This window comes from Paenibacillus sp. GYB003, assembly GCF_036577625.1.
Taxonomy (GTDB): Bacteria; Bacillota; Bacilli; order Paenibacillales; family NBRC-103111; genus Paenibacillus_AB.
The window spans coordinates 69,263-88,621 of the sequence record NZ_JARBDC010000012.1 but is presented as its reverse complement, the minus strand read 5'-3'; the positions used below and the strand labels follow the sequence as shown (position 1 = coordinate 88,621).

Annotated in this window: 20 protein-coding genes; 5 read left to right on the top strand and 15 right to left on the bottom strand. The window is 59.4% G+C overall.

Annotation, left to right across the window (positions count from 1 at the left end; genetic code table 11):
- Positions 1 to 799: 799 nt before the first annotated feature.
- From rnc to PV407_RS07420, 10 genes are all read right to left on the bottom strand, one after another.
- Entirely contained in the window at positions 800 to 1,486 is a 687-nt protein-coding gene (gene rnc, locus PV407_RS07465; RefSeq protein ID WP_332089277.1) for a ribonuclease III, read from the bottom strand.
- An 81-nt stretch (positions 1,487 to 1,567) separates the two neighbouring features.
- Positions 1,568 to 2,806: a beta-ketoacyl-ACP synthase II gene (fabF, locus tag PV407_RS07460; RefSeq protein WP_332089276.1), complete on the bottom strand. Its 1,239-nt coding sequence runs from the start codon at positions 2,804 to 2,806 to the stop codon at positions 1,568 to 1,570.
- 222 nt (positions 2,807 to 3,028) lie between these two features.
- On the bottom strand, positions 3,029 to 3,262 hold the full coding sequence (gene acpP / locus PV407_RS07455) for an acyl carrier protein (RefSeq protein WP_332089275.1): 234 nt from the start codon (positions 3,260 to 3,262) through the stop codon (positions 3,029 to 3,031).
- Positions 3,263 to 3,371: 109 nt separating this feature from the next.
- A complete protein-coding gene (gene fabG / locus PV407_RS07450) occupies positions 3,372 to 4,112 on the bottom strand; it encodes a 3-oxoacyl-[acyl-carrier-protein] reductase (protein WP_332089274.1) in 741 nt (246 codons plus the stop codon).
- Positions 4,113 to 4,142: 30 nt separating this feature from the next.
- The gene (gene fabD, locus PV407_RS07445) at positions 4,143 to 5,081 is read right to left on the bottom strand and encodes an ACP S-malonyltransferase (protein WP_332089273.1); all 939 of its coding nucleotides are present in this window, start codon (positions 5,079 to 5,081) and stop codon (positions 4,143 to 4,145) included.
- A 63-nt stretch (positions 5,082 to 5,144) separates the two neighbouring features.
- Positions 5,145 to 6,131 (bottom strand): beta-ketoacyl-ACP synthase III, encoded by a 987-nt coding sequence (locus PV407_RS07440; protein ID WP_332089297.1) that lies wholly within the window; start codon positions 6,129 to 6,131, stop codon positions 5,145 to 5,147.
- A gap of 1 nt (position 6,132) precedes the next feature.
- Positions 6,133 to 7,134, bottom strand: coding sequence for a phosphate acyltransferase PlsX (plsX, locus tag PV407_RS07435; RefSeq protein ID WP_332089272.1), 1,002 nt, complete (start codon positions 7,132 to 7,134; stop codon positions 6,133 to 6,135).
- Positions 7,118 to 7,714 carry a transcription factor FapR gene (gene fapR / locus PV407_RS07430; protein WP_332089271.1) on the bottom strand — a complete coding sequence of 199 codons (597 nt, stop codon included), beginning with the start codon at positions 7,712 to 7,714 and terminating at the stop codon, positions 7,118 to 7,120. The genes plsX and fapR overlap by 17 nt, the downstream gene beginning before the upstream one ends.
- A 205-nt stretch (positions 7,715 to 7,919) precedes the next feature.
- On the bottom strand, positions 7,920 to 8,093 hold the full coding sequence (gene rpmF / locus PV407_RS07425) for a 50S ribosomal protein L32 (RefSeq protein ID WP_332089269.1): 174 nt from the start codon (positions 8,091 to 8,093) through the stop codon (positions 7,920 to 7,922).
- 22 nt (positions 8,094 to 8,115) lie between these two features.
- Complete coding sequence (locus PV407_RS07420; protein ID WP_332089268.1) at positions 8,116 to 8,628, bottom strand: YceD family protein; 513 nt, start codon at positions 8,626 to 8,628, stop codon at positions 8,116 to 8,118.
- Positions 8,629 to 8,837: 209 nt separating this feature from the next.
- Here PV407_RS07420 and PV407_RS07415 point away from each other — a divergent pair, with 209 nt between their 5' ends.
- Positions 8,838 to 10,160, top strand: a complete 1,323-nt coding sequence (locus PV407_RS07415; RefSeq protein WP_332089296.1) for a tRNA(Met) cytidine acetate ligase — start codon at positions 8,838 to 8,840, stop codon at positions 10,158 to 10,160.
- A 23-nt stretch (positions 10,161 to 10,183) separates the two neighbouring features.
- On the opposite strand, the gene PV407_RS07410 is transcribed toward PV407_RS07415, so the two are convergent.
- A complete protein-coding gene (locus PV407_RS07410) occupies positions 10,184 to 11,320 on the bottom strand; it encodes a SepM family pheromone-processing serine protease (RefSeq protein ID WP_332089267.1) in 1,137 nt (378 codons plus the stop codon).
- A gap of 117 nt (positions 11,321 to 11,437) precedes the next feature.
- Here PV407_RS07410 and PV407_RS07405 point away from each other — a divergent pair, with 117 nt between their 5' ends.
- Positions 11,438 to 12,709: a sporulation protein gene (locus PV407_RS07405; RefSeq protein ID WP_332089266.1), complete on the top strand. Its 1,272-nt coding sequence runs from the start codon at positions 11,438 to 11,440 to the stop codon at positions 12,707 to 12,709.
- Between the two features lie 25 nt (positions 12,710 to 12,734).
- Here the strand turns inward: PV407_RS07405 and coaD are convergent, their stop codons facing one another.
- The 3 genes from coaD to PV407_RS07390 all read right to left on the bottom strand — a co-directional run bounded on the left by coaD (position 12,735) and on the right by PV407_RS07390 (position 15,293).
- Positions 12,735 to 13,244 (bottom strand): pantetheine-phosphate adenylyltransferase, encoded by a 510-nt coding sequence (gene coaD, locus PV407_RS07400; protein WP_332089265.1) that lies wholly within the window; start codon positions 13,242 to 13,244, stop codon positions 12,735 to 12,737.
- Positions 13,245 to 13,269: 25 nt separating this feature from the next.
- Positions 13,270 to 13,830, bottom strand: a complete 561-nt coding sequence (gene rsmD, locus PV407_RS07395) for a 16S rRNA (guanine(966)-N(2))-methyltransferase RsmD (RefSeq protein WP_332089264.1) — start codon at positions 13,828 to 13,830, stop codon at positions 13,270 to 13,272.
- 614 nt (positions 13,831 to 14,444) lie between these two features.
- Positions 14,445 to 15,293, bottom strand: a complete 849-nt coding sequence (locus PV407_RS07390; protein WP_332089262.1) for an AraC family transcriptional regulator — start codon at positions 15,291 to 15,293, stop codon at positions 14,445 to 14,447.
- A gap of 213 nt (positions 15,294 to 15,506) precedes the next feature.
- Between PV407_RS07390 and PV407_RS07385 the strand changes: the two genes are divergently transcribed.
- Genes PV407_RS07385 through PV407_RS07375 form a run of 3 tightly spaced genes read left to right on the top strand, consistent with a single transcriptional unit; the run spans position 15,507 to position 18,382 of the window.
- Positions 15,507 to 16,784, top strand: a complete 1,278-nt coding sequence (locus PV407_RS07385) for an ABC transporter substrate-binding protein (protein WP_332089261.1) — start codon at positions 15,507 to 15,509, stop codon at positions 16,782 to 16,784.
- 30 nt (positions 16,785 to 16,814) lie between these two features.
- Complete coding sequence (locus PV407_RS07380) at positions 16,815 to 17,672, top strand: sugar phosphate isomerase/epimerase family protein (RefSeq protein ID WP_332089260.1); 858 nt, start codon at positions 16,815 to 16,817, stop codon at positions 17,670 to 17,672.
- 14 nt (positions 17,673 to 17,686) lie between these two features.
- Positions 17,687 to 18,382 carry a histidine phosphatase family protein gene (locus PV407_RS07375; protein WP_332089259.1) on the top strand — a complete coding sequence of 232 codons (696 nt, stop codon included), beginning with the start codon at positions 17,687 to 17,689 and terminating at the stop codon, positions 18,380 to 18,382.
- Positions 18,383 to 18,494: 112 nt separating this feature from the next.
- Here PV407_RS07375 and ant(6) read toward each other — a convergent pair whose 3' ends face one another.
- Entirely contained in the window at positions 18,495 to 19,352 is an 858-nt protein-coding gene (ant(6), locus tag PV407_RS07370) for an aminoglycoside 6-adenylyltransferase (protein ID WP_332089258.1), read from the bottom strand.
- Positions 19,353 to 19,359: the final 7 nt, after the last annotated feature.

The window sequence follows — 19,359 nt, the reverse complement described above, 5'->3', positions numbered from 1 at the left end:
CGTAACGGACGCCACGGCGCTTATTTCGCGAAAATCGGCCGTTTTCCAATCGTAACGGACACCACCTGCGCTTATTTGCTCCGATCCGCCGTCCAACAGGTTTTTTTTTTGCCAAATAGCTGCGTCTGTGTCCGTTACAAAAAAAATAAGCCGAAATGAGGCTCATTAGCGGCCGCCATGTCCGTTAGACACTTGGGCCCGTCCCGCCGCCGCCCCATGCTCGCCCCCCGCTCCAACTCCCGACGACGCCGGCGTCGTTCAACCGAGCCGAAATCGCCGTTTCCCTCCGACGGCAGCAGGAAACCCGCTCCGGCTTTGGCGCTTAAGCGAAGCTCGGGATTGACGGCCTTTTCGGTGCAATCCGACCTTTTTGTACGCTCAAAACGGCAGCCGAGCGGGTAACGAACTGGAAATGTTCCCGCTAGTTTCGGTCGTTTCCCGTTTCCGGGCAAAACCAACGGGAAAACGTCCCGCTAAATTCAACCAAACCGCACTTTTCGCCGATTCGACGCCGTTTTATCGGGAGCTTTTCCCGGTATTTCGAAACGACGCCTATTCGAGAGCGAGTGAACAGGAGGTTTTCCCGTTCGTTCTGTTCCAACCGCCCGGCAGGATCAGGATAAGCCGGACGCAGAAACGAAAGTCGCTGTTATAGCCGCTTTAACCGATGAAAAAAAACCTTCCGACCCGAAAGGTCGAAAGGTTTGCGACTAACGCGCGTTGACGCGCGGACCAACGATGCCGGCTGCGAAAGCGAGCGGCTCCGATCGCCGCACCCCGCAGCGCGGACGTCCGCCCGCTAGGCTTTCAGCTGCGCCAGCGCCTGCGATGCGGCCTGCTGCTCGGCGTCTTTTTTCGAGCGGCCGGTACCGGTTCCGAACAGCTTGGCGCCGATCCATACTTCGGAAACGAACTCCCGGTCGTGCGCCGGCCCCCGCTCCTCGACGATCCGGTATTCCACGGCTCCCATTCCGCGCTGCTGCGTATGCTCCTGCAGCTTCGTTTTGAAGTCCCCGGCCTGAAGCAGCGCGTCTTTCGCCAAATACGGGAACATGTTCGCCGCCAAAAACGATTTGACGGCTTCCAGCCCCTGATCCAAATAGAGCGCGCCGACGAACGATTCGAACACGTCGGCCAGCAGCGCCGGACGGGTGCGTCCGCCCGTCAGCTCCTCCCCTTTGCCCAAAAACACGTACGACCCGAAGTCGAGCCGTTCGGCGAATTGGACGAGCGACGGCTCGCACACGATCGAAGCCCGGTGCTTCGTCAGCTCGCCTTCCGGCCGCTCCGGATACGTCCGGAACAAATAGTCGGACACCGTAAGCTGCAAAACGGCGTCTCCCAAAAATTCGAGACGCTCGTTATCCTGCATATCGGCGGAGCGCTGTTCGTTGACGTACGACGAATGCGTGAACGCTTGCTTCAGTAGGCGCGGATCGCGGAACGCGATGTCCAGCTCCGCTTGCAGTCTTTTTAACGATTTCAACGAGAATAGCACCGCCTGTCGTTTCGATAACGGTAGCGGGATGCGCCTTCCGATGCCGTTCTTCGCCTTCCGGCACGCGGCTTATTCCGCAAAACGCTTCAGCACGATCGTCGCATTGTGGCCGCCGAAGCCGAACGAGTTCGACATCGCGATGTTGACGTTCGCTTCCCGCGCCGTATTCGGCACGTAATCGAGATCGCATTCCGGATCCGGGTTGTCGAGATTGATCGTCGGAGCGATTTTGCCCCGCTGCAGCGTGAGGCCGGTAATGACCGCTTCCACGCCGCCGGCCGCCCCGAGCAAATGACCGGTCATCGACTTCGTCGAGCTGACCGCCACTTTGTACGCATGGTCGCCGAGCGCCTTCTTGATCGCGATCGTCTCCGACTTGTCGCCGATCGGCGTCGACGTGCCGTGCGCGTTAATGTAATCGATCGCGGACGGCTCAAGGCCGGCATCGCGGATCGCCCGCGTCATGCAGCGAGCGGCGCCGTCCGGATCCGGATCGGTCATGTGGTGGGCGTCGCCCGACATGCCGTAGCCGATCACCTCGGCGTAAATGTGGGCGCCGCGTTTCCGCGCATGCTCCAGCTCTTCCAGGATGAGAATGCCCGCGCCTTCGCCCATGACGAATCCGTCGCGGTCGATGTCGAACGGACGGCTCGCCTTCTCGGGCTCCTCGTTGCGCGTCGACATCGCGCGCAGCGCGCAAAAGCCGGCCATCCCGGTCGGACGAATCGTCGCCTCGGCGCCGCCGCATATCATGACGTCCGCTTCGCCGGTCTGAATGAGCTTGAACGAATCGCCGATCGAATGCGTTCCCGTCGCGCAGGCGGTTACCGCCGTGCTGTTCGGCCCTTTGGCGCCGAACAGCATCGAGATTTGACCGGACGCCATGTTGGCGATCATCATCGGGATGAAAAACGGACTTACCCGCTTCGGCCCTTTTTCCAGCAAAATTTTATGCTGCTCTTCCCAAGTGCCAAGACCGCCGATGCCGGAACCGACGTAAACGCCGCACCGTTCCGGATCGGTATCCCGGGCGATGTCGAGCTTCGCGTCCTCGAGCGCCGACTTGCCGGCGGCTACGGCGAACTGGACGAACCGGTCCATGCGGCGGGCTTCTTTTTTATCGATATAATCTTCCGGATTGAAATCGTGGATTTCTGCGGCGATATGAGTCGTGTACTCGCTTGTGTCGAACGACTCGATGACCGAGACGCCGGATTTGCCGGCCATCAGGTTGTTCCAAAACGTTTCCAGATCGTGCCCCAGAGAAGACATGACACCCATTCCGGTAATGACGACTCTTCGTTTCATCAGTTCCCACCTCTTCGACTTGACGGCGATTGAAATAAAGGATGTATCGGAAGCTTCGGCGAATACGGCCGAAGACAACGTTTGCGAAATTCATAATGCGGAGAAAGTCCCGTTCCTCCTTAAGAAAAACGGGACTTGAAACGCTGGTTTGCCGCGGCGTAAAGCACGGCCGCTTTCGTAAATCGGCAGCGGCGCCTGACGGCCCGCTTGATGTCAAAGCCCTCAAGTATGAGACTTTATGTATTCTACTACTTCTCCTACGCTTGTAATTTTCTCAGCGTCTTCGTCGGAAATTTCCAAATCGAATTCGTCTTCGAGCTCCATAACCAATTCGACTACGTCCAGGGAATCTGCACCCAAATCGTCCTTAAACGATGCTTCCAGGGTTACTTCTGCCTCTTCAACCCCTAAGCGATCGACCACAATTCGCTTCACGCGGTCAAAAATATCGGACATCCCGTTCACCTCCTCCTTGGTATTATACGAGAAACGAAAACAAATTGCCATACCCGCCTGTGCAAGCTTGCCGCGCCGGACAAGGTTCCTCACCGTTCGACGCCGAACGCTACATGTACATGCCGCCGTCGACATGAATCGTCTGACCGGTCATGTAGCCGGCTTCGTCGGAGGCGAGAAAACGGACGATGCGGGCGATGTCTTCCGGCTGCCCGAAGCGGGCGAGCGGAATTTGCTGCATCATTTGCTCGCGCAGCTCGGCGGACAGCTTGTCGGTCATCTCCGTCTCGATAAATCCGGGAGCGATCGCGTTGACCGTAATGTTGCGGGACGCCAGCTCTCTCGCCGCCGATTTGGTGAGGCCGATGACGCCGGCTTTGGCCGCCACGTAGTTCGCTTGTCCGGCATTGCCGAGCACGCCGACGACGGACGATATATTGATAATTTTGCCCGAGCGCTGCTTCATCATCGGACGGGTTACCGCTTTAATGCAGTTGAACACGCCCTTCAAGTTCGTACTAATAACTTGGTCAAACTCGTCTTCTTTCATGCGCATGATCAAGTTGTCGCGGGTGATGCCGGCGTTGTTGACCAAAATGTCGACTTTGCCGAACCGCTCGAGCGTCTGCTTGACGAGCTCCTCCACCTGCTCGGCGGAAGCGACGTCGGCTTTCGCCTTGAACGAGGCGCGGCCCATGCTTTCGATTTGACGCACGACGTCCTCGGCCGCCTGCTCGCTCCCCGCGTAGTTGACGACGACGTCGGCACCCGCTTCCGCGAGCCCGAGCGCGATCGCCCGGCCGATTCCCCGGGAAGCTCCCGTCACGATCGCCACTTTCCCTTTCAGCATCGAAAAACAACCTCCTTCAGGATCAGCCCGTTACGCCCCAAGCTCCGCAGCGAATGCGGCCAGCGACTCCCGGCTGTTGATCGAAACGACCTTCACCTGCTTGTCGATCTTTTTGATCAGTCCGGCAAGCACCGTGCCGGAGCCGATCTCGACGAACGTATCGACGCCCTGCTCGATCATCCACGTCACGCTGTCTTCCCACAGCACCGGGGAAACGACCTGCTCCACGAGCAGACGCCGGATCAGCTCCGCCTCGAGCACCGAATCCGCGGTTACGTTCGCGACGACCGGAATGCGGGCGTCCTTCATGTCGATCTCGGCCAAGGCGCCCGCCAAACGGTCGGCCGCGGGCTTCATGAGCGACGAATGGAACGGACCGCTCACTTCGAGCGGGACGACCCGCTTGGCGCCCGCTTCCTTGCCGCGCTCCGCGATCGCCTTCACGCCTTCGATGCTGCCCGAGACGACGATTTGGCCGGGACAGTTGACGTTGGCCATTTCCACCACGCCGACTTCGGACGTGACGGCGCGGCACAGCCGGCCAAGCTGCTCCCGGTCGGCGCCCAGAACGGCGGCCATGCCCCCCTGCCCGTCCGGCACGGCCTGCTCCATAAATTCGCCGCGAGCGCGAACCGTGCGCACCGCATCCTCGAAACTCATGACTCCGGCGGCGACAAGCGCGCAATATTCGCCGAGACTGTGGCCGGCGACGAAATCGGGCGCAACGCCGAGCTCCTTGACCGCCTCGAGCATGGCGATGCTCGTCGCCAGCAGGGCGGGCTGCGTGTTTGCCGTTTTTTTCAGCTCTTGCTCGGGACCTTGAAAAATAAGTTCGGTCAGCTTGAAGCCGAGCGCTTCGTCCGCCTGCCGGAAACGACTTGCGGCGCCCTCGTGGCTATCGTAAAAGTCTTTGCCCATGCCTACGGCTTGAGCGCCTTGTCCCGGAAAAACGAACGCGATCCGTTTCATCCATCGATTCCCTTCCTTCGTCGCTAATCTGAGTACACCTTTTGTTCCGCCGGTTCGACGCCGTTACCAGACCAGGACGGACGATCCCCAGGTCAGCCCTCCGCCGAAGCCGACGAACAGCAGCTTGTCGCCTTCCTTCACCCGATTTTCCCGCACCGCTTCCGCGAGCGCGATCGGAATCGAGGCCGCCGACACGTTGCCGTATTTGTTCAAATTGATCATGCATTTCTCTTCCGGAAGCTCGAGCCGCTCCAACGCGGACTGGATAATGCGGATGTTGGCCTGATGCGGGATAAGCAGATCGATCTCGCGCTTGTCGATGCCGGCTTTGCGCAGCGCTTCCTCCGCCGCGCTTCCCATAATTTTGACGGCGAACTTGAACACTTCCTTGCCCGCCATATAAATGTACTGCGACTTTTCCTCCAGCACCCGCTGGCTGATCGGATTGCGCGAGCCGCCGCCGCTCGCCTTGAGCAGCTCGCCGCCGGAGCCGTCCGCCCCGAGCTCGAACGACAAAAATCCGCGGCCTTCCGGCACTTCGCCGAGCACGACCGCGCCCGCCCCGTCGCCGAACAGGATGCACGTGTTGCGGTCCGTATAGTCCGTAATTTTCGAAAGACATTCCGCGCCGACGACGAGCGCGTTTTTGTAAATGCCGCTTTTGAGCAGCCCCGTCGCGTTGGCCAGCCCGTAGATAAAGCCGGAGCACGCCGCCGACAGGTCGAACGCCGCGGCCTTTTTCGCGCCGAGCCGGTTTTGCAAAATGCAGGCCGTCGAAGGAAACGACATATCGGGCGTGATCGTCGCCACGATGATCAAATCGAGCTCCTCCGGCGAAACGCCCGCCCGCTCCAGCGCTTCCACGGACGCTTCGTACGCCAAATCGGACGAAGCCTGCTCCGCCGCGGCGATTCGTCTTTCGCTCATGCCGGTGCGGCTGACGATCCATTCGTCGTTCGTATCGACCATGCGCTCCAAGTCTTTGTTCGTAAGCACCCGTTCCGGCACGTACATGCCCGTGCCGAGAATCCCTACCGGTATCCCATTCATGTTATCCATCTCGCTTCCTGCTGGTTTCCGAAGAAATCGCGCCGACGAGCCCGCTCGAGATCGCGATGCGCGCTTGTCTGACGGCGTTTTTAAAGGCGTTGGCGTCCGACGAGCCGTGGCATTTGAGCACGAGTCCGTCGATGCCGAGCAGCGGCGCCGCCCCGTGCTCGGTGTAGTCCATCTTTTTCTTGAACGCGGCGAGGCCCGGCTTCAAAATGGCGGCGGCCAGCTTCGTCACGAACGTGCGCGTAAATTCGGTTTTCAGCGCCGAGAACACCGCCCCCGCCGTCCCTTCCATCGCCTTCAGCAATATGTTGCCCGCAAATCCGTCGCATACGAGCACGTCGCAATTGCCGTGAAGCAGGTCGCGCGCCTCGACGTTGCCGATGAAATGAATCGGCGCTTGCGCGAGAAGCGGATAGGCCGCTTTCGTCAGCTCGTTTCCTTTCGCTTCCTCCGTCCCGACGTTCAGCAGGCCGACGCGCGGCTTCGGGAGGCCGTGCACCTTGCTGCGATAAACGCTGCCCATGATCGCGTACTGGAGCAGGTTTTCCGCGCTCGCGTCCATATTCGCGCCGAGATCGAGCGCCAAGAAGCCGCCGCCGTCCATCGTCGGCAGCATCGGCGCCAGCGCCGGCCGCTCGATGCCGTCGATGCGTCCGACGACGAGCAGGCCGGTCGCCATCAATGCGCCCGTATTGCCCGCGGAAATCATCGCGTCCGCGGCGCCTTCCCGGATCAGTCTGCCGGCGACGACCATCGACGCCTCCTTTTTGCGCCGAACGGCGCGGACCGGCTCGTCGTCTCCGGATATGACATCCGCCGCGTGATGGACCGTCACGTTCGCCGGCGCCGTTCCGGCCGGCAAATGCGCGGCGATTTTGCTCTCGTCCCCGACGAGCACGAGATGTGCGTCGCTCCATTCTTTAGCCGCCAGCAGCGCGCCTGCCACCGTCGTTTCGGGACCGAAGTCCCCGCCCATGGCATCAATCGCGATTCGCATGCAGCTCTTCCCCTCTTTCGCTCAGTTCGTTGGCAAAACGATAGATCAGGAAGTTGCCGTGAAAAACCGTCTCTTCCCCGACATACGTGAATACTTCGACCTTCGCCTTCCCTTTTTGCCCGGATATCGAGCGGACGTACGCCTTGGCGATGCATTTCTCTCCCAGCTTTACCTGCCGGATGAACCGGATGTCGGCGGAAGCGGTGAGCGCCTTCTCGTTGTTGACGACGGCGATCGCCAGCGAATTCGCCTGGGCGAAAATGTGGTGGCCGCGCGCGATTTTCGTACGGGAAAAGACGTGCTCCTCCTTCAGCTCGAACATCGAGATTCCGCTCTTGTCCAGCTGCAGGTCGATAATATCCCCGATAATTTCGTGGATCGGCAATGACCGGACCTGGTCGTACGTTCGTTCGGCCATCATTTTCAGTCGCTCCCGAAGCTCCGGAATGCCGAGCTCGAGCCGGTCCAGACGAATCGTCTGGATGCTCACTTTGAAGATGCGGGTCAGCTCCTCGTCGGTGACGAACGGATTTAGGTCTAGCTCTTTGGCCAGCAGCTGCTGGCGCTCGCGTTTCGGCATTCTTTCGATTTCGGGCACCTACTTTCCGATCTGCTCTATCGCATGCTTATCCTATATTGTATCGATCGACGTATCGATTATTACCAGGTACTAAACGTTAGTATAAGTTATTCCCGGCCAAAAAGAAAGGGCCGCCGCCGCACCGCGAACAAAAGAAAAAGGCGCATCACCGAAATGAGGCGCCTTTCGCATCGATATCCGAATCTTACGATTTCACGATCTCTCTGCCTTTGTAAGTACCGCACACTTTGCACACGCGATGAGCGAGCTTCAGCTCGCCGCAGTTGTCGCATTTGACCATACCCGGTACGGACAATTTAAAGTGAGTACGGCGTTTGTCGCGGGTCGCTTTCGACGTTTTACGAAATGGAACTGCCATATTCCCACCTCCTTCACCAAAACTAATGACTCTCGTTGTCTAACCATTGCTGCAACACGGCCAATCGCGGATCGATACGCGCTTCCGGAACGGCCGCGGGATCGATATTCAGGTTTGTCCCCGTTTCCGGATTCAACCCTTTGCATTCGGGCATGCAGACGGGAATGTAAGGCAAGCCGAGCATGACGGTTTCTTCGATAAAAGGCGTCAGATCGACGGCTTCATCGCCAACGACGTGCAGATCGTCCTCGTCTTCGGCCGTCTCGGCTTTGTCGCGCGTAAACTTTTCCCGGAACGGGATCGTCAGCTTGCGGCAAAACTGGCACAAGCAGCGCGAGCAAACGAATTCGGCGGGCAGCGACAACGTTCCGGCGGCTTCGACGACGCCGCCTTCGGCCGAAATCCGCAAATCGACATGTAACGGCTCGACGCGCACTACGTCGCCGTCTCCTTGGAGCAGGTGACCGATATCCGCAACTTCGGTGCGCCGGACCTGTCCCGTTCGTGCGGCCAGATCCCGGATGTTCAAATGCATGATTATCACTCCAAACAAACATAGACTATTATATCGATCCGGCTCGGGCTTTGTCAATATTTTCGGGGCGTGATATAGTATATTTATCCTGGCTTAGCGAAATATTGCTAACCTAAGGTTGCCCGAAAAATCGCCGAACCATGCCCCGCGCCGAACCGGGGCCTTTTCGCGCGGAACTCACTTTATCCGAATCCGGGGAGCGTTGCCATCTGAACACGGTCGGGATCATCGTCGAATACAATCCGCTGCACAACGGCCACGCCTACCATTTCGAGCAGAGCAAGCTCGCGGCGGACGCCGATGCGGTCGTAGCCGTCATGAGCGGCAGCTTCCTGCAGCGCGGAGAGCCCGCCTCTCTCAGCAAATGGGCGCGGGCGGAAATGGCGCTGCGGATGGGCGCCGACCTCGTGCTCGAGCTGCCCGTCGCCTTTTCGGCCCAGCCGGCCGAATGGTTCGCCTACGGAGCCGTCTCGGCGCTGGAAGCGACCGGCGTCGTCGATTCGTTTTGCTTCGGCAGCGAAAGCGGCGACCTGTCGCAGCTCCAATCGGCCGCCGAGCGGCTGCATGCCGAAGATCGGGGCCATCGCGGCGCCGGCGAACCGGACAATGCGGACGGCGGAGAGTCGCAAGACGAGCCGGACGGCATTGCGGAATTCCGGGACGCGATCCGCAGCCGTTTGAAAAGCGGAGCGAACTATCCGGCCGCGTATGCCGCTGCGGCGAAGACGCTGCTCGAGGGCGGACCGGACGACGGCTGGCTGAACGAGCCGAACAACACGCTCGGGCTTCATTATTTGCTCGCGCTTCGGCGTCTGCGCGGATCGATGCGGCCGCTTACGATCCGCAGGCAAAAGGCCGGCTACAACCAAACGGACATCTCGGACGAGCGCATCGCCAGCGCGACCGCGCTGCGCAAGCTGCTGGCCGGCGATGAAGGCGTCGATTCCGTGCGCCCGTTCGTACCGGCCCATTCGTTGCGCGTGCTGCGCCGCGAGTGGGAAGCGGGACGCGCGCCCGTCGGCTGGGAGTCGCTCTTCGCCCCGCTGTTTGCGCGGCTTGCGGTCGCCTCCCCCGCCGAGCTGGCGGCATCTGCCGAAGTGACCGAAGGGCTGGAGCATCGCATTTTGCGCTCGCTTTCCGCCGTTCGGCCGGAGGAAGGAGCGCCGTTCGAGCAGCTGATGCGGGCGCTGAAAACGAAGCGGTATACGCGGACGAAGCTGCAGCGCGTCATGACGCGCATTTTGCTCGGCCATCGCAAGGACGATATCGCGCCCGCCCTGCTGCGGGAAGGGGTCCCTTACTTGCGCGTGCTCGGCTTTTCCGCGGCCGGGCGGACGCTGCTCAAACGGATGCGAAAAGCGGCCTCCGTGCCGGTCGTCACGAGAGCGGCGAGCTGCCGCCACCCGTTTCTCGACCTCGACGTTCGGGCCGCTACCGTTCATGCGCTCGCGTACCGCAGGCCGACGCAAGCCGATCTGTTCCGCGATTATTACGAGCCTCCGCTCCGGATATCGGCGCGGGACCCGGACTGAGCGTCGCTGCCGCCATTAAGTTGCTACGCCTTGGGCGGCAAAGCTTCCAAATAGCGAACCGCGTCCTCGAGCGTCGCTACCGGCACGACTTTCATTTTCGTTTCGATCTTTTTCGCCTGGTCGGCCGCGTCCGAATAGTTCGTCACGTCCGCGCTCAAGTTGCATTCGCCCTTTTTGCGGTCGGCCGGCGCGAAAAAAATATCCGCCTGCTCCCGGTCCGCGGCGACGATCTTTTGCCGGATGCCTCCGATCGAGCAAACGTTGCCTTCCGGATCGATCGTCCCCGTGCCGGCGATCCGGTACGATTTCGACAAATCCCCGGGCGTCAGCTGGTTGTAGATTTCGAGCGAAAACAGCAGTCCGGCCGAAGGTCCGCCGATTTCGCCGGCATCGATCGTCACCTTTTTGTCCCCTTGCTCGGGGGTAATCGCGAGCAGCTCCGCCGTCGAAATGCCGAGCCCGATCCGGCTTCCGCCGGACGCCGCGCTGCCGGCCGAGCTGTTTTTGCCGTTTTCCCTGTCGATCGCGTCCAAATCTTTCAGCGTCACTTCCACTGTTTTCTCCGTTTTGCCGCGAAGCACCGTCACTTCGACCGATTCTCCCTCTTGGTGCCGCTTCAATTCGTTCACGACGTCTTCGTGCTTCGCTACGGCTTGGGAGCCGACCCGCAATATTTGATCGCCAGGATGCAGGATGCCGTATGCCGGATACGCTTTGATCGTCTGCATGACGAGAACGCCCCGGGAATCGATCCGGTACGGGATTCCCGCCTGCTTGTAGGCGGCTTGAATCGAATTGCTCTGCGAATCGAGCATGACGTATTCCTGACGCGTCGAATATTCTTCCTCGGTGCTTCCGCGAAGCACCTCTTCCTTTTTGCGTATTTCGACATTCGGGTTCAATCTTGCGAACAAATAGCTGATCACGCTGGAACGGCCCATCGATACCGTCGTCAGCATGAACGCGCCCTTTTCCTCGTCGTCGCCGTTCTCCACCTTCACCATCGGCTTCAGCTCCTCCGCGGTTCCGGGCTTATAAATGTAGTAAGGGACCGGGATGAAATAAAAGGCGTATGCGAGCGTCAGCGTAATGAGAAACGAAGAAAGGAAGCCGCGCGTCCATTTCAGATTGTTGCGGTGTCTGTGACGGCTGTCGATCATGCGTATGCTGCTCCTTCCAATCGGTCGCCCGCGAACTTAAGTCCCGTCAGGCTTGGTCTAAAGCGTCCGCCAGACGCGTAAACATGTACCACTTGCGCTTACGTGGAGGGGATTTCGATGCGGCATTGGACGTTACACGCGCGGAGCCGCGAATATACGGTCGCGCTTGCGCTGCTTACCGCCATCCTGGTGCTTTCGATTTTACTGTTTCCGGAACGGGCGTTCCAATCGTCGCTCGGCGGATTGACGATCTGGTGGAATATCGTATTCCCTTCCCTGCTTCCTTTTTTAATGGTTAGCGAGCTGATGAACGGCTTCGGCGCGACGCGCGCGATCGGAACGCTGCTCGAGCCGCTCGCCCGTTTGTTGTTCCGCATACCCGGCGTCGGAGGCTGGGCGATCGCGCTCGGCGCGGCCGCGGGCATGCCCGCCGGAGCGGAAGCCGCCGGCCGGCTGCGCCGGGACGGGCTCGTCAGCCGCGAGGAAGGCGAGCGCATTTTGGCCGTCTCCCACGTGGCCAACCCGTTTTTCATATTGACCGTCATCGGCGCCGGCTTCCTCCACAGCGCCGCGGCCGGAGCGATTATCGCCGTCGTCCATTACGGCTCCGCTCTCGCGACGGGCGTGCTGCTTCGCCTGCTTCGCCGCCGCGGCCGGGAGTCGGCCGCCGCCGGTACGAACGCGAAGGAAATCAAACGGGCGCTCGTTGTCCGCGCTTTGGCGCACATGCATAAAGCGAGGCTGGAGGACGGGCGTTCGTTCGGCAAATTGCTGGGCGATTCGGTTTCCGGCGCGATCCAGACGCTCATGATGATCGGCGGGACGATGATCGTCTTCTCGGTGCTGCTCGGCGTCCTCGACACGCTCGGCCTCGGCCGACTGCTCGCGGCGGCCGCCGCGCTCGTCCTCCCGGATTCGGTCGCTCCGCCGGTGGCGGTCCAAGGCGCCCTCGCCGCGCTGCTCGAGCAGCATATTGGCGCGAACCGGATCGGCGAACTCCCCGTCTCCGAGGCGGCTACGGCCGCGCTGATCGGCGCGGCGTTGGCTTGGAGCGGTCTCGCCGTCCACGTTCAAGTGATTACGGCCATTCGGCAAACCGACCTTCGGTATCGGTCGTTTCTCGTTTCGCGTTTAACCCACGCCGGCTTGTCGGTCGTCCTGACGTTCGCCGCCTGGGACCCTCTCGCGGCCCTGTTCGATCGCGCGGTGCCGAGCTTCCTCGGCTTTGCGTCGGGCAATGCAGCAAAGGCGAACGGCTCCGCTTTGTCGTTCTGGGCCGGCCTCGCCGACGTCCCGGGCCGGATGGCCGCGCTCGGCATCGCGCTGGCGCTGGCCGCCGCCTTGTCGGTCGCGCTGTCCGTCGTGCGGCGTTCCGCAACGCCCGGTTGATTGCGAGGCCGCCTGCCGCTTCGCGTCACTCCCGGTCCGCCGCGAACTTGGCGGCCAGCGCTTCCTCGACCTCGGCCGGCACGAGATCCGATACCGGCCCGCGGTAGCGGGCGATTTCCTTCACGATGCTCGAGCTTAAATACGAATATTGCGGACTTGTCATCATGAAAAAGGTTTCCACCTTATCGTTCAACTTATGATTGAGCGACGCCATTTGCATCTCCGACTCGAAGTCGGAAATCGCCCGGAGCCCTTTTACGATGACGTTCGCCTTCTTCTGCGCCACGTACGTTATAAGCAAATCGCCGAAGCTGTCCACCTCGACGTTCGGAATGCCGCGGGTCGCTTCGCCGAGCAGCCGCGTTCGTTCCTCGACGGTGAACAGCGGCGTTTTTTTGCTGTTGTTTAATACGGCTACGATCACTTTGTCGAACACTGCCGCGGCGCGGTGAATGATGTCCAAATGCCCGAACGTGACCGGGTCGAAGCTTCCCGGATATACGGCGATTTTAAAGTCGTGCTTGTTTTCGCTCATCGTTTTCTCTCCTATCCTGTCCGGTTCATGATTCCGCGGAGCGGCGATAAATGGACACGGCGGTTTCGCCGTAGTCGGCCCGCTTCGTGCAGACGAATTGACCGATCCGCTCGTCGAACCGGTTGGCGGCGTCGTGCTCGACTACGATCGCGGCCGCTTCGCCCAGCAGGTCCATCTCCTGCATCGCCAGCACGAGCTCGGCGATCGCCGTCATTTTGTACGGCGGATCGAGGAAGACGAGGTCGAACTTCGCTCCCCGTTTGCCGAGCGCCTTCAGCGCCCGCGACGCTTCGTTCCGGTACACCTCCGCCTGATGCTCGAGCCGGGCCGCCTGCAAATTGGCGCGGACGACCTCGACGCTTTTTCGATCCGCATCCACGAAGACGGCCGCCTCCATCCCCCGGCTTAACGCTTCGATGCCGAGTCCGCCGGTTCCCGCGAACAAATCGAGCGCATGTCCGCCCGTAAAATACGGTCCGATCATGCTGAATATCGCTTCCTTCACTTTATCCGTCGTCGGCCTCGTTCCCATTCCGGGCACCGCCTTGAGCGGCCTCCCCTTGGCCGACCCCGATATGACCCTCACGGCCTTCCCCCGTTTCCAGCTGCGCTTTAGTCCATGCCAATCGTATGTACGGAGGGCCGTCCGCTTGCCGAATGATCGGCCCGAACCGCCTTGCTGCTGTTATCGTAACACAATCTGCGATTCAACCACAAAATTTTCACATGAGCATGTATATCTTTTTCCAATATCGGACATATTGAAGATATCGACATCCAACCAATGTCGTAGACAACCGCGGAGAAGACTTACGTTTCCCCATAAGCTCTTCGTCCGGTTTCTCCTCTCCCATGAAGGGGGCTCGAAAGGGCCCCCGAAAACCTTGATCCGCTTTGCCGTCGGCTTAGCGGTTTTTTTTGTTGTCAGCCGAATGTTCGACGCATCCGCATGGAGGGAGAACGCCGTTATGGAAATTTCAAGCTCCAACGGCCGTACGATCAAGATGACTTCCGCCGACGGAAATACATATGTAAACCGAAAAGATTTCGAAGCTCTGGCGGAAAAACCGTCGAATTAACTTCGGTACGAAAGGACGCGCAAACGCGGAAACGGGAAAAACCTCGGCCGGGCCGAGGACGGCTGACATCGTCAATCCGTCCCCGCGCGGGCGAGGCTTTTTGGCGTTCGTGCCCGCAGCTTCAAATTCCTCCCTGCTTGCGAACGGCGTTCGGAGAAGCGCCGAAGCGGCGCGTAAACGCCCGGGTGAACGAATAAATGTCGGGGTATCCGACGGACAAAGCGATTTCGGTGACGGAGAGCGTGCTTTCCAGCAGCAGCTGTTTGCCGCGGTCGAGCCGCGTTTTGATCAAGTAGTCGGAAGGCGGCATGCCGACTTGCTTCGTGAAAATTTTCGACATGTGCGTGCGATGCAGCCCGGCATATTTGGCCACATCCGCCACCGTTATTTTTTCCGTATAGTACGCGTGAATAAAATCCAGGCATTTGCGGACCCAATCGCTTTGCGAATAGGACGGCTCGAAATCTTTGTCCGGGAGCAGCTTGCTGAAGATCCGGTACATCAAGCTGTACATCGTCATCAGCTGCTTGCGGCTGTCCCCTTTGCACCATTGAAAAATTTGCTGCAGCACGATCTCCATATCTTTGTCGACCGCGCCCCTCCGGTACGGCCGGTCTTCGGCAAAGCCGGTCATTTTCAATATATGCCGGGCCTGGTGCCCGTCGAAGGTGATCCACGCCATCCGAAGCGGGCGCTCTCCGGGCACGATTTGATACGAATAGATCGTGTTCGGAAATTTGCAGAAGATGTCCCCCTGGCCGAGCACCACTTGCCGTCCGCCGTAAAACAGCTCCACCTGGCCTTCGCGAACGAAATGCATGTTGCAATACGGCGTCTGCCTCGGCCCGTTCCGGTAATTCGGCTTCGCGATATTGTTGCCGATCCGGACGGGCCAAACGCCGCCCAGCTCGTCGAAGCCGTCCGGCTTGTAAAACCACATGTCGACGTATTCCACCGCCGTTTCCTGCATCTTTCCGTCTGCCTCCTCCTATGAAAGCGCATACCCTACCAAATGCCAAAAAGAAACTACCGCGTGATATTCCCCGCGCAGCGCCGGCGCGGTACGATTCAGATATCGGCCGCAACATGCATGTTCTGGCAATAGTTTACCCAGTTTCCGTCACGTTGTACAGTCGGTTGGCATCGAACCGATATTCGATTCGTCTCAGCGGAGGGGTTTCCAATGAAGAAACACGGTACGGGTGCAGTAGCGCTTTCCCTTTTGGCGGTAGTTACGGCCGGCTGCTCGTCGGGCGGGGGCGGAGGTCCCGACGGGTCGGCCAAAGCCGTTCCGCCGAAGGAGCCGGACCCGGTCGTTTTGAAGCTGTTTACGCATCAGCCGATGACGGCCGACGACTTCAAATTGTTGATCGCGGATCCGGTCAAGAAGAAGTATCCTTATATTACGGTCGAGCTGCTGCCGTTCAAGGCGACGGATCTCGAAAACGCGGTAGCCGCCAAAGAGCAAATCGATCTCATTACGATCTGGAACGGCAACATCAATCCGAACAAAGGGTTGGGCATTTTCGGAGATCTGACGCCGCTCGCCAAAACGGAAAACTTCGATCTCGGGCGGTTCGACCAGGAGGCGTTGAAAACGCTGCGGACGCTGTCCGATAAAGGCGAGCTGTACGGCCTGCCGTACAACATGCAGTTTAACGCGCTGTATTACAACAAAGACATTTTCGATAAATTCGGCGTTCCTTACCCGCAGGACGGCATGACTTGGGACGATGCGGTCGCGCTGGCGAAACGGCTGACCCGGGAAGACGGCGGCGTCCCGTACAGCGGGCTCGGCATGGATTCGTGGACCCGGATCACGTACCCGCTGTCGCTCATTCCCGTGGACGCGAAAACGAATGCGGCCGCCGTCAACAGCGAGCCGTACAAAAAAGCGTTCTCGCTCGGCAAACAGCTGTTTTCGATTCCCGGCAACAAGCCGAATTTTACGACGAACGCCTTCATCAAAGACAAGACGCAGGCGATGCTGGCCAGCGTCAACCTGCTCGATCTGCTGTCGAAATCCGAAGGGCTCAATTGGGACGTCGCGCAGTATCCGAGCTACAAGGAAAGCCCGAACGTGTACGGCATGTACGACCTTCACGTCATCGCGATTACCGGAACGAGCAAATACAAGAACGAAGCGATGAAGGTGCTCGAGGTGCTGTTCGCCGACGACAATCAAAAAATAAGCGCGCGCAAAACGGGCCGGCTGTCGCTGCTCACGAATCCGGACGTTCGCAAAGAGTTCGGAGCCGACAATCCGGCGCTGAAGGACAAAAAGCTCGCCAGCATTTTCAAAAGCAAGCCGGCTTACGCTCCCCCGTTTTCCAAATACCAGAGCAAGGGCTCCGAGATTACGCTGAAGCATTACACGGACTTTCTGAACGACAAAAAAGATCTCAACACCGCGCTCCGCGACGCCGAAGAAGAAATCAACCAATATATTAAAACCCAATAATCATAAAATGCTGCAGGAGGGAACAACCGTATGAACGTTTCGACGTCGTTGAACGTGTTCGACGCCGCCATCCCGCGAACGGAAGCCGTCCGCCGGTGCGCCGCCGCCGGTTTCGCTTCGCTGGACATGAACTACTGGGATTTTCAGAAGCAGGTGCTGCACATGAGCGAGGAGGAGGAACGGGCGTGGGCCCGCGATATTCGGGCGAGCGCCGATGAGGCGGGCGTTCGTTTTACGCAAATGCACGGTCCGGTACACGGTCCGACCTTCGCCAATCTGGTGCTCGAGCTGACGCTCGACGCGTACGAGCGTCTCGTCGAACGGTCGCTGAGGACCGCGCATATTTTGGGAGTTCCGTGGGTCGTGTTTCACCCGTCCAACCTGTCCGTCGACGGAGGCGAGAGCTACGAGCAAACGCTCGAGTTCAACGTGAGATTTTACCGCAAATTCGTGCCGATCCTCGAAGAAACCGGCGTCGGGATCGCACTGGAAAACATGACCGGCCACCGGCAAGCCCGCACGTACTTTACCGTTCCGGAAGAGCAGATCGAGCTGATCGACGCCTTGGATCATCCGCTCGTCGGGGCGTGCTGGGATACGGGGCACGGACACAAGATGTCTTTGAATCAGAAAGAAGCGATCGCCGCGCTCGGCAGCCGTCTCAAAGCGACGCACATTCAGGACAATAACGGGACGCACGATCAGCACGTGCTGCCGTACCAAGGGACGATTCGCTGGGACGAAGTCGCGCAAACGCTCAAGGCGATCGGGTACGAGGGCGATTTTACGTACGAAACGCACAACAGCATCCGCACCCTGCCCGACGGCATACGCGACGCCGGTCTGACATACGCTTGCTCGCTCGGGCATTACATTATTTCATTATAACGGGAGAAACGTTCATGAAAATTTATTTGATCCGACACGCCGAGCCGGATTATCCGAACCATACGATAACGGCGGCCGGACATTCGGAAGCCCGCGCGCTCGCGGCTTTTTTGAAACGGACGGGCGTGGACCGCATTTACTGTTCGCCGATTAACCGCGCCGTCCATACGATGCAGTATACCGCCGACATGCTCGGCATCGAACCGACGTTCGAGCCTTGGACGCGCGAGCTGGACTGGCAAGCGCCCGACGATCGGGGCCGCCCTGCCGCCGCCTGGAACATCCCCGGCGAAACGGTTCGCGCCGGCCGGCCGTATCCCGATCACGATCGTTGGCCAAGCCGGGCTCCTTACAGCGATTTTATCGCACGCTACGAAACGATCAAGACGAACTCCGACGAATTTTTGCGGCGGCACGGCTATGACCGGGAAGACGGCCGGTACCGGATCGTCAAGTCGAACAAGGAGAGCATCGCCGTCTTTTGCCACTTGGGCTTCGGGCTGACGTGGCTGTCGCATTTGCTGGAGCTGCCGTTTCCGCTCGTCTGGAGCGGCTTCTGGCTTCCGCCGAGCTCCGTGACGACCGTTTTGTTCGAGGAACGGAGCGAGCATTGGGCCGTCCCCCGCTGCCTCGGCCTCGGCCAAGTCGCCCATCTTCATCTGGAGGGGCTGCCCGTTTCGACGGCGGGGCTGCTGGCAGGCGACAAGTAATTGTCGTGTATCGACAACGCTATCGGGACGAAAACGGAGGAAATCCGGGTTCGCACGACAAAGGACCGTCCGGGTTTTTCCCGGACGGTTTTGTTCGGTTCGACACTTGCCGCTATTCGTTCAATGAACGATAAACGCGCTCCGTATAATTCGTGACGGCCTCGTCGTAATCCGGATACTTGTATCCGAATCGCTCCGCAACCGCTTTCGAGTACGTCCTGAATAGCTCGAAGCAAGTGAACAACGCCCGCCACATCGCCTCGTAGCCGTTCCCGGCATACGTGGACAGCAGCGTTTCCCACGCTTGCCGCGGCATATATCGGTCGATGAACTTGTAGTTTTTTCCGACGCTGAACGTATAGCCGCGCTCCGCTCCGATTTGCCAGGCGATCATTCTCAGCAAATTGGGCCGGGCGATTTCGTTCAAATGATCGATCGCGAAAAGGATTTCTTTTCTCGCCAATCCTTTTACGACGTACGTCGATACCATCCAGAACTCGTTGCAGCAATCGTCGAATTGTCCCGCGGTCGGCTTTCGGATCCAGTAGCTGCGGTCGGTCGCGACGATTTCGTTTCGGACGATGGCGTCCTTGTCGAGCAGCACCTCGACCAGGCCGTCGCTATCCTCGAAATATCGCTCCGCTTCGTTCAGCGGAATAAGCGTCAAGTCCGCCTTATGGCCGTCCTCGAACAAAATGAGGTACGAAAACCAATTGCCGAGCTCCGGCGGAAACAGCTCCATTTGTTCCGGTTTTTGCATCATCGCCCGTTTGCCGAAAACGTCCAGCCATCGATCGTCTTGCTTGAACGACTCCATATCCGTCACGAAATACGAGATATCGAAATCCTGAAACCGATCGCGCGGAATGTTCGGGTTCGTCCGCGACCCTTCCAGGGTCGCCAACCGGATGCGCGGATCGTTCGCGGCGAAATCGACAAACATGGCCATCATTTCTTGTTCGCTTCTCAATGGTCTG

Excerpts from the sequence above, each read along its gene's own strand:
- PV407_RS07375 (WP_332089259.1), top strand. The coding sequence starts at position 17,687 with ATGAAAATTTATTTGATCCGACACGCCGAGCCGGATTATCCGAACCAT.
- PV407_RS07380 (WP_332089260.1), top strand. The coding sequence starts at position 16,815 with ATGAACGTTTCGACGTCGTTGAACGTGTTCGACGCCGCCATCCCGCGA.
- PV407_RS07440 (WP_332089297.1), bottom strand. The coding sequence starts at position 6,131 with ATGAATGGGATACCGGTAGGGATTCTCGGCACGGGCATGTACGTGCCG.
- rpmF (WP_332089269.1), bottom strand. The coding sequence starts at position 8,093 with ATGGCAGTTCCATTTCGTAAAACGTCGAAAGCGACCCGCGACAAACGC.
- plsX (WP_332089272.1), bottom strand. The coding sequence starts at position 7,134 with ATGCGAATCGCGATTGATGCCATGGGCGGGGACTTCGGTCCCGAAACG.
- fabG (WP_332089274.1), bottom strand. The coding sequence starts at position 4,112 with ATGCTGAAAGGGAAAGTGGCGATCGTGACGGGAGCTTCCCGGGGAATC.
- PV407_RS07385 (WP_332089261.1), top strand. The coding sequence starts at position 15,507 with ATGAAGAAACACGGTACGGGTGCAGTAGCGCTTTCCCTTTTGGCGGTA.
- PV407_RS07420 (WP_332089268.1), bottom strand. The coding sequence starts at position 8,628 with ATGCATTTGAACATCCGGGATCTGGCCGCACGAACGGGACAGGTCCGG.
- fabD (WP_332089273.1), bottom strand. The coding sequence starts at position 5,081 with ATGAAACGGATCGCGTTCGTTTTTCCGGGACAAGGCGCTCAAGCCGTA.
- acpP (WP_332089275.1), bottom strand. The coding sequence starts at position 3,262 with ATGTCCGATATTTTTGACCGCGTGAAGCGAATTGTGGTCGATCGCTTA.
- fapR (WP_332089271.1), bottom strand. The coding sequence starts at position 7,714 with ATGCCGAAACGCGAGCGCCAGCAGCTGCTGGCCAAAGAGCTAGACCTA.
- PV407_RS07390 (WP_332089262.1), bottom strand. The coding sequence starts at position 15,293 with ATGCAGGAAACGGCGGTGGAATACGTCGACATGTGGTTTTACAAGCCG.
- PV407_RS07410 (WP_332089267.1), bottom strand. The coding sequence starts at position 11,320 with ATGATCGACAGCCGTCACAGACACCGCAACAATCTGAAATGGACGCGC.
- fabF (WP_332089276.1), bottom strand. The coding sequence starts at position 2,806 with ATGAAACGAAGAGTCGTCATTACCGGAATGGGTGTCATGTCTTCTCTG.
- PV407_RS07405 (WP_332089266.1), top strand. The coding sequence starts at position 11,438 with ATGCGGCATTGGACGTTACACGCGCGGAGCCGCGAATATACGGTCGCG.
- coaD (WP_332089265.1), bottom strand. The coding sequence starts at position 13,244 with ATGAGCGAAAACAAGCACGACTTTAAAATCGCCGTATATCCGGGAAGC.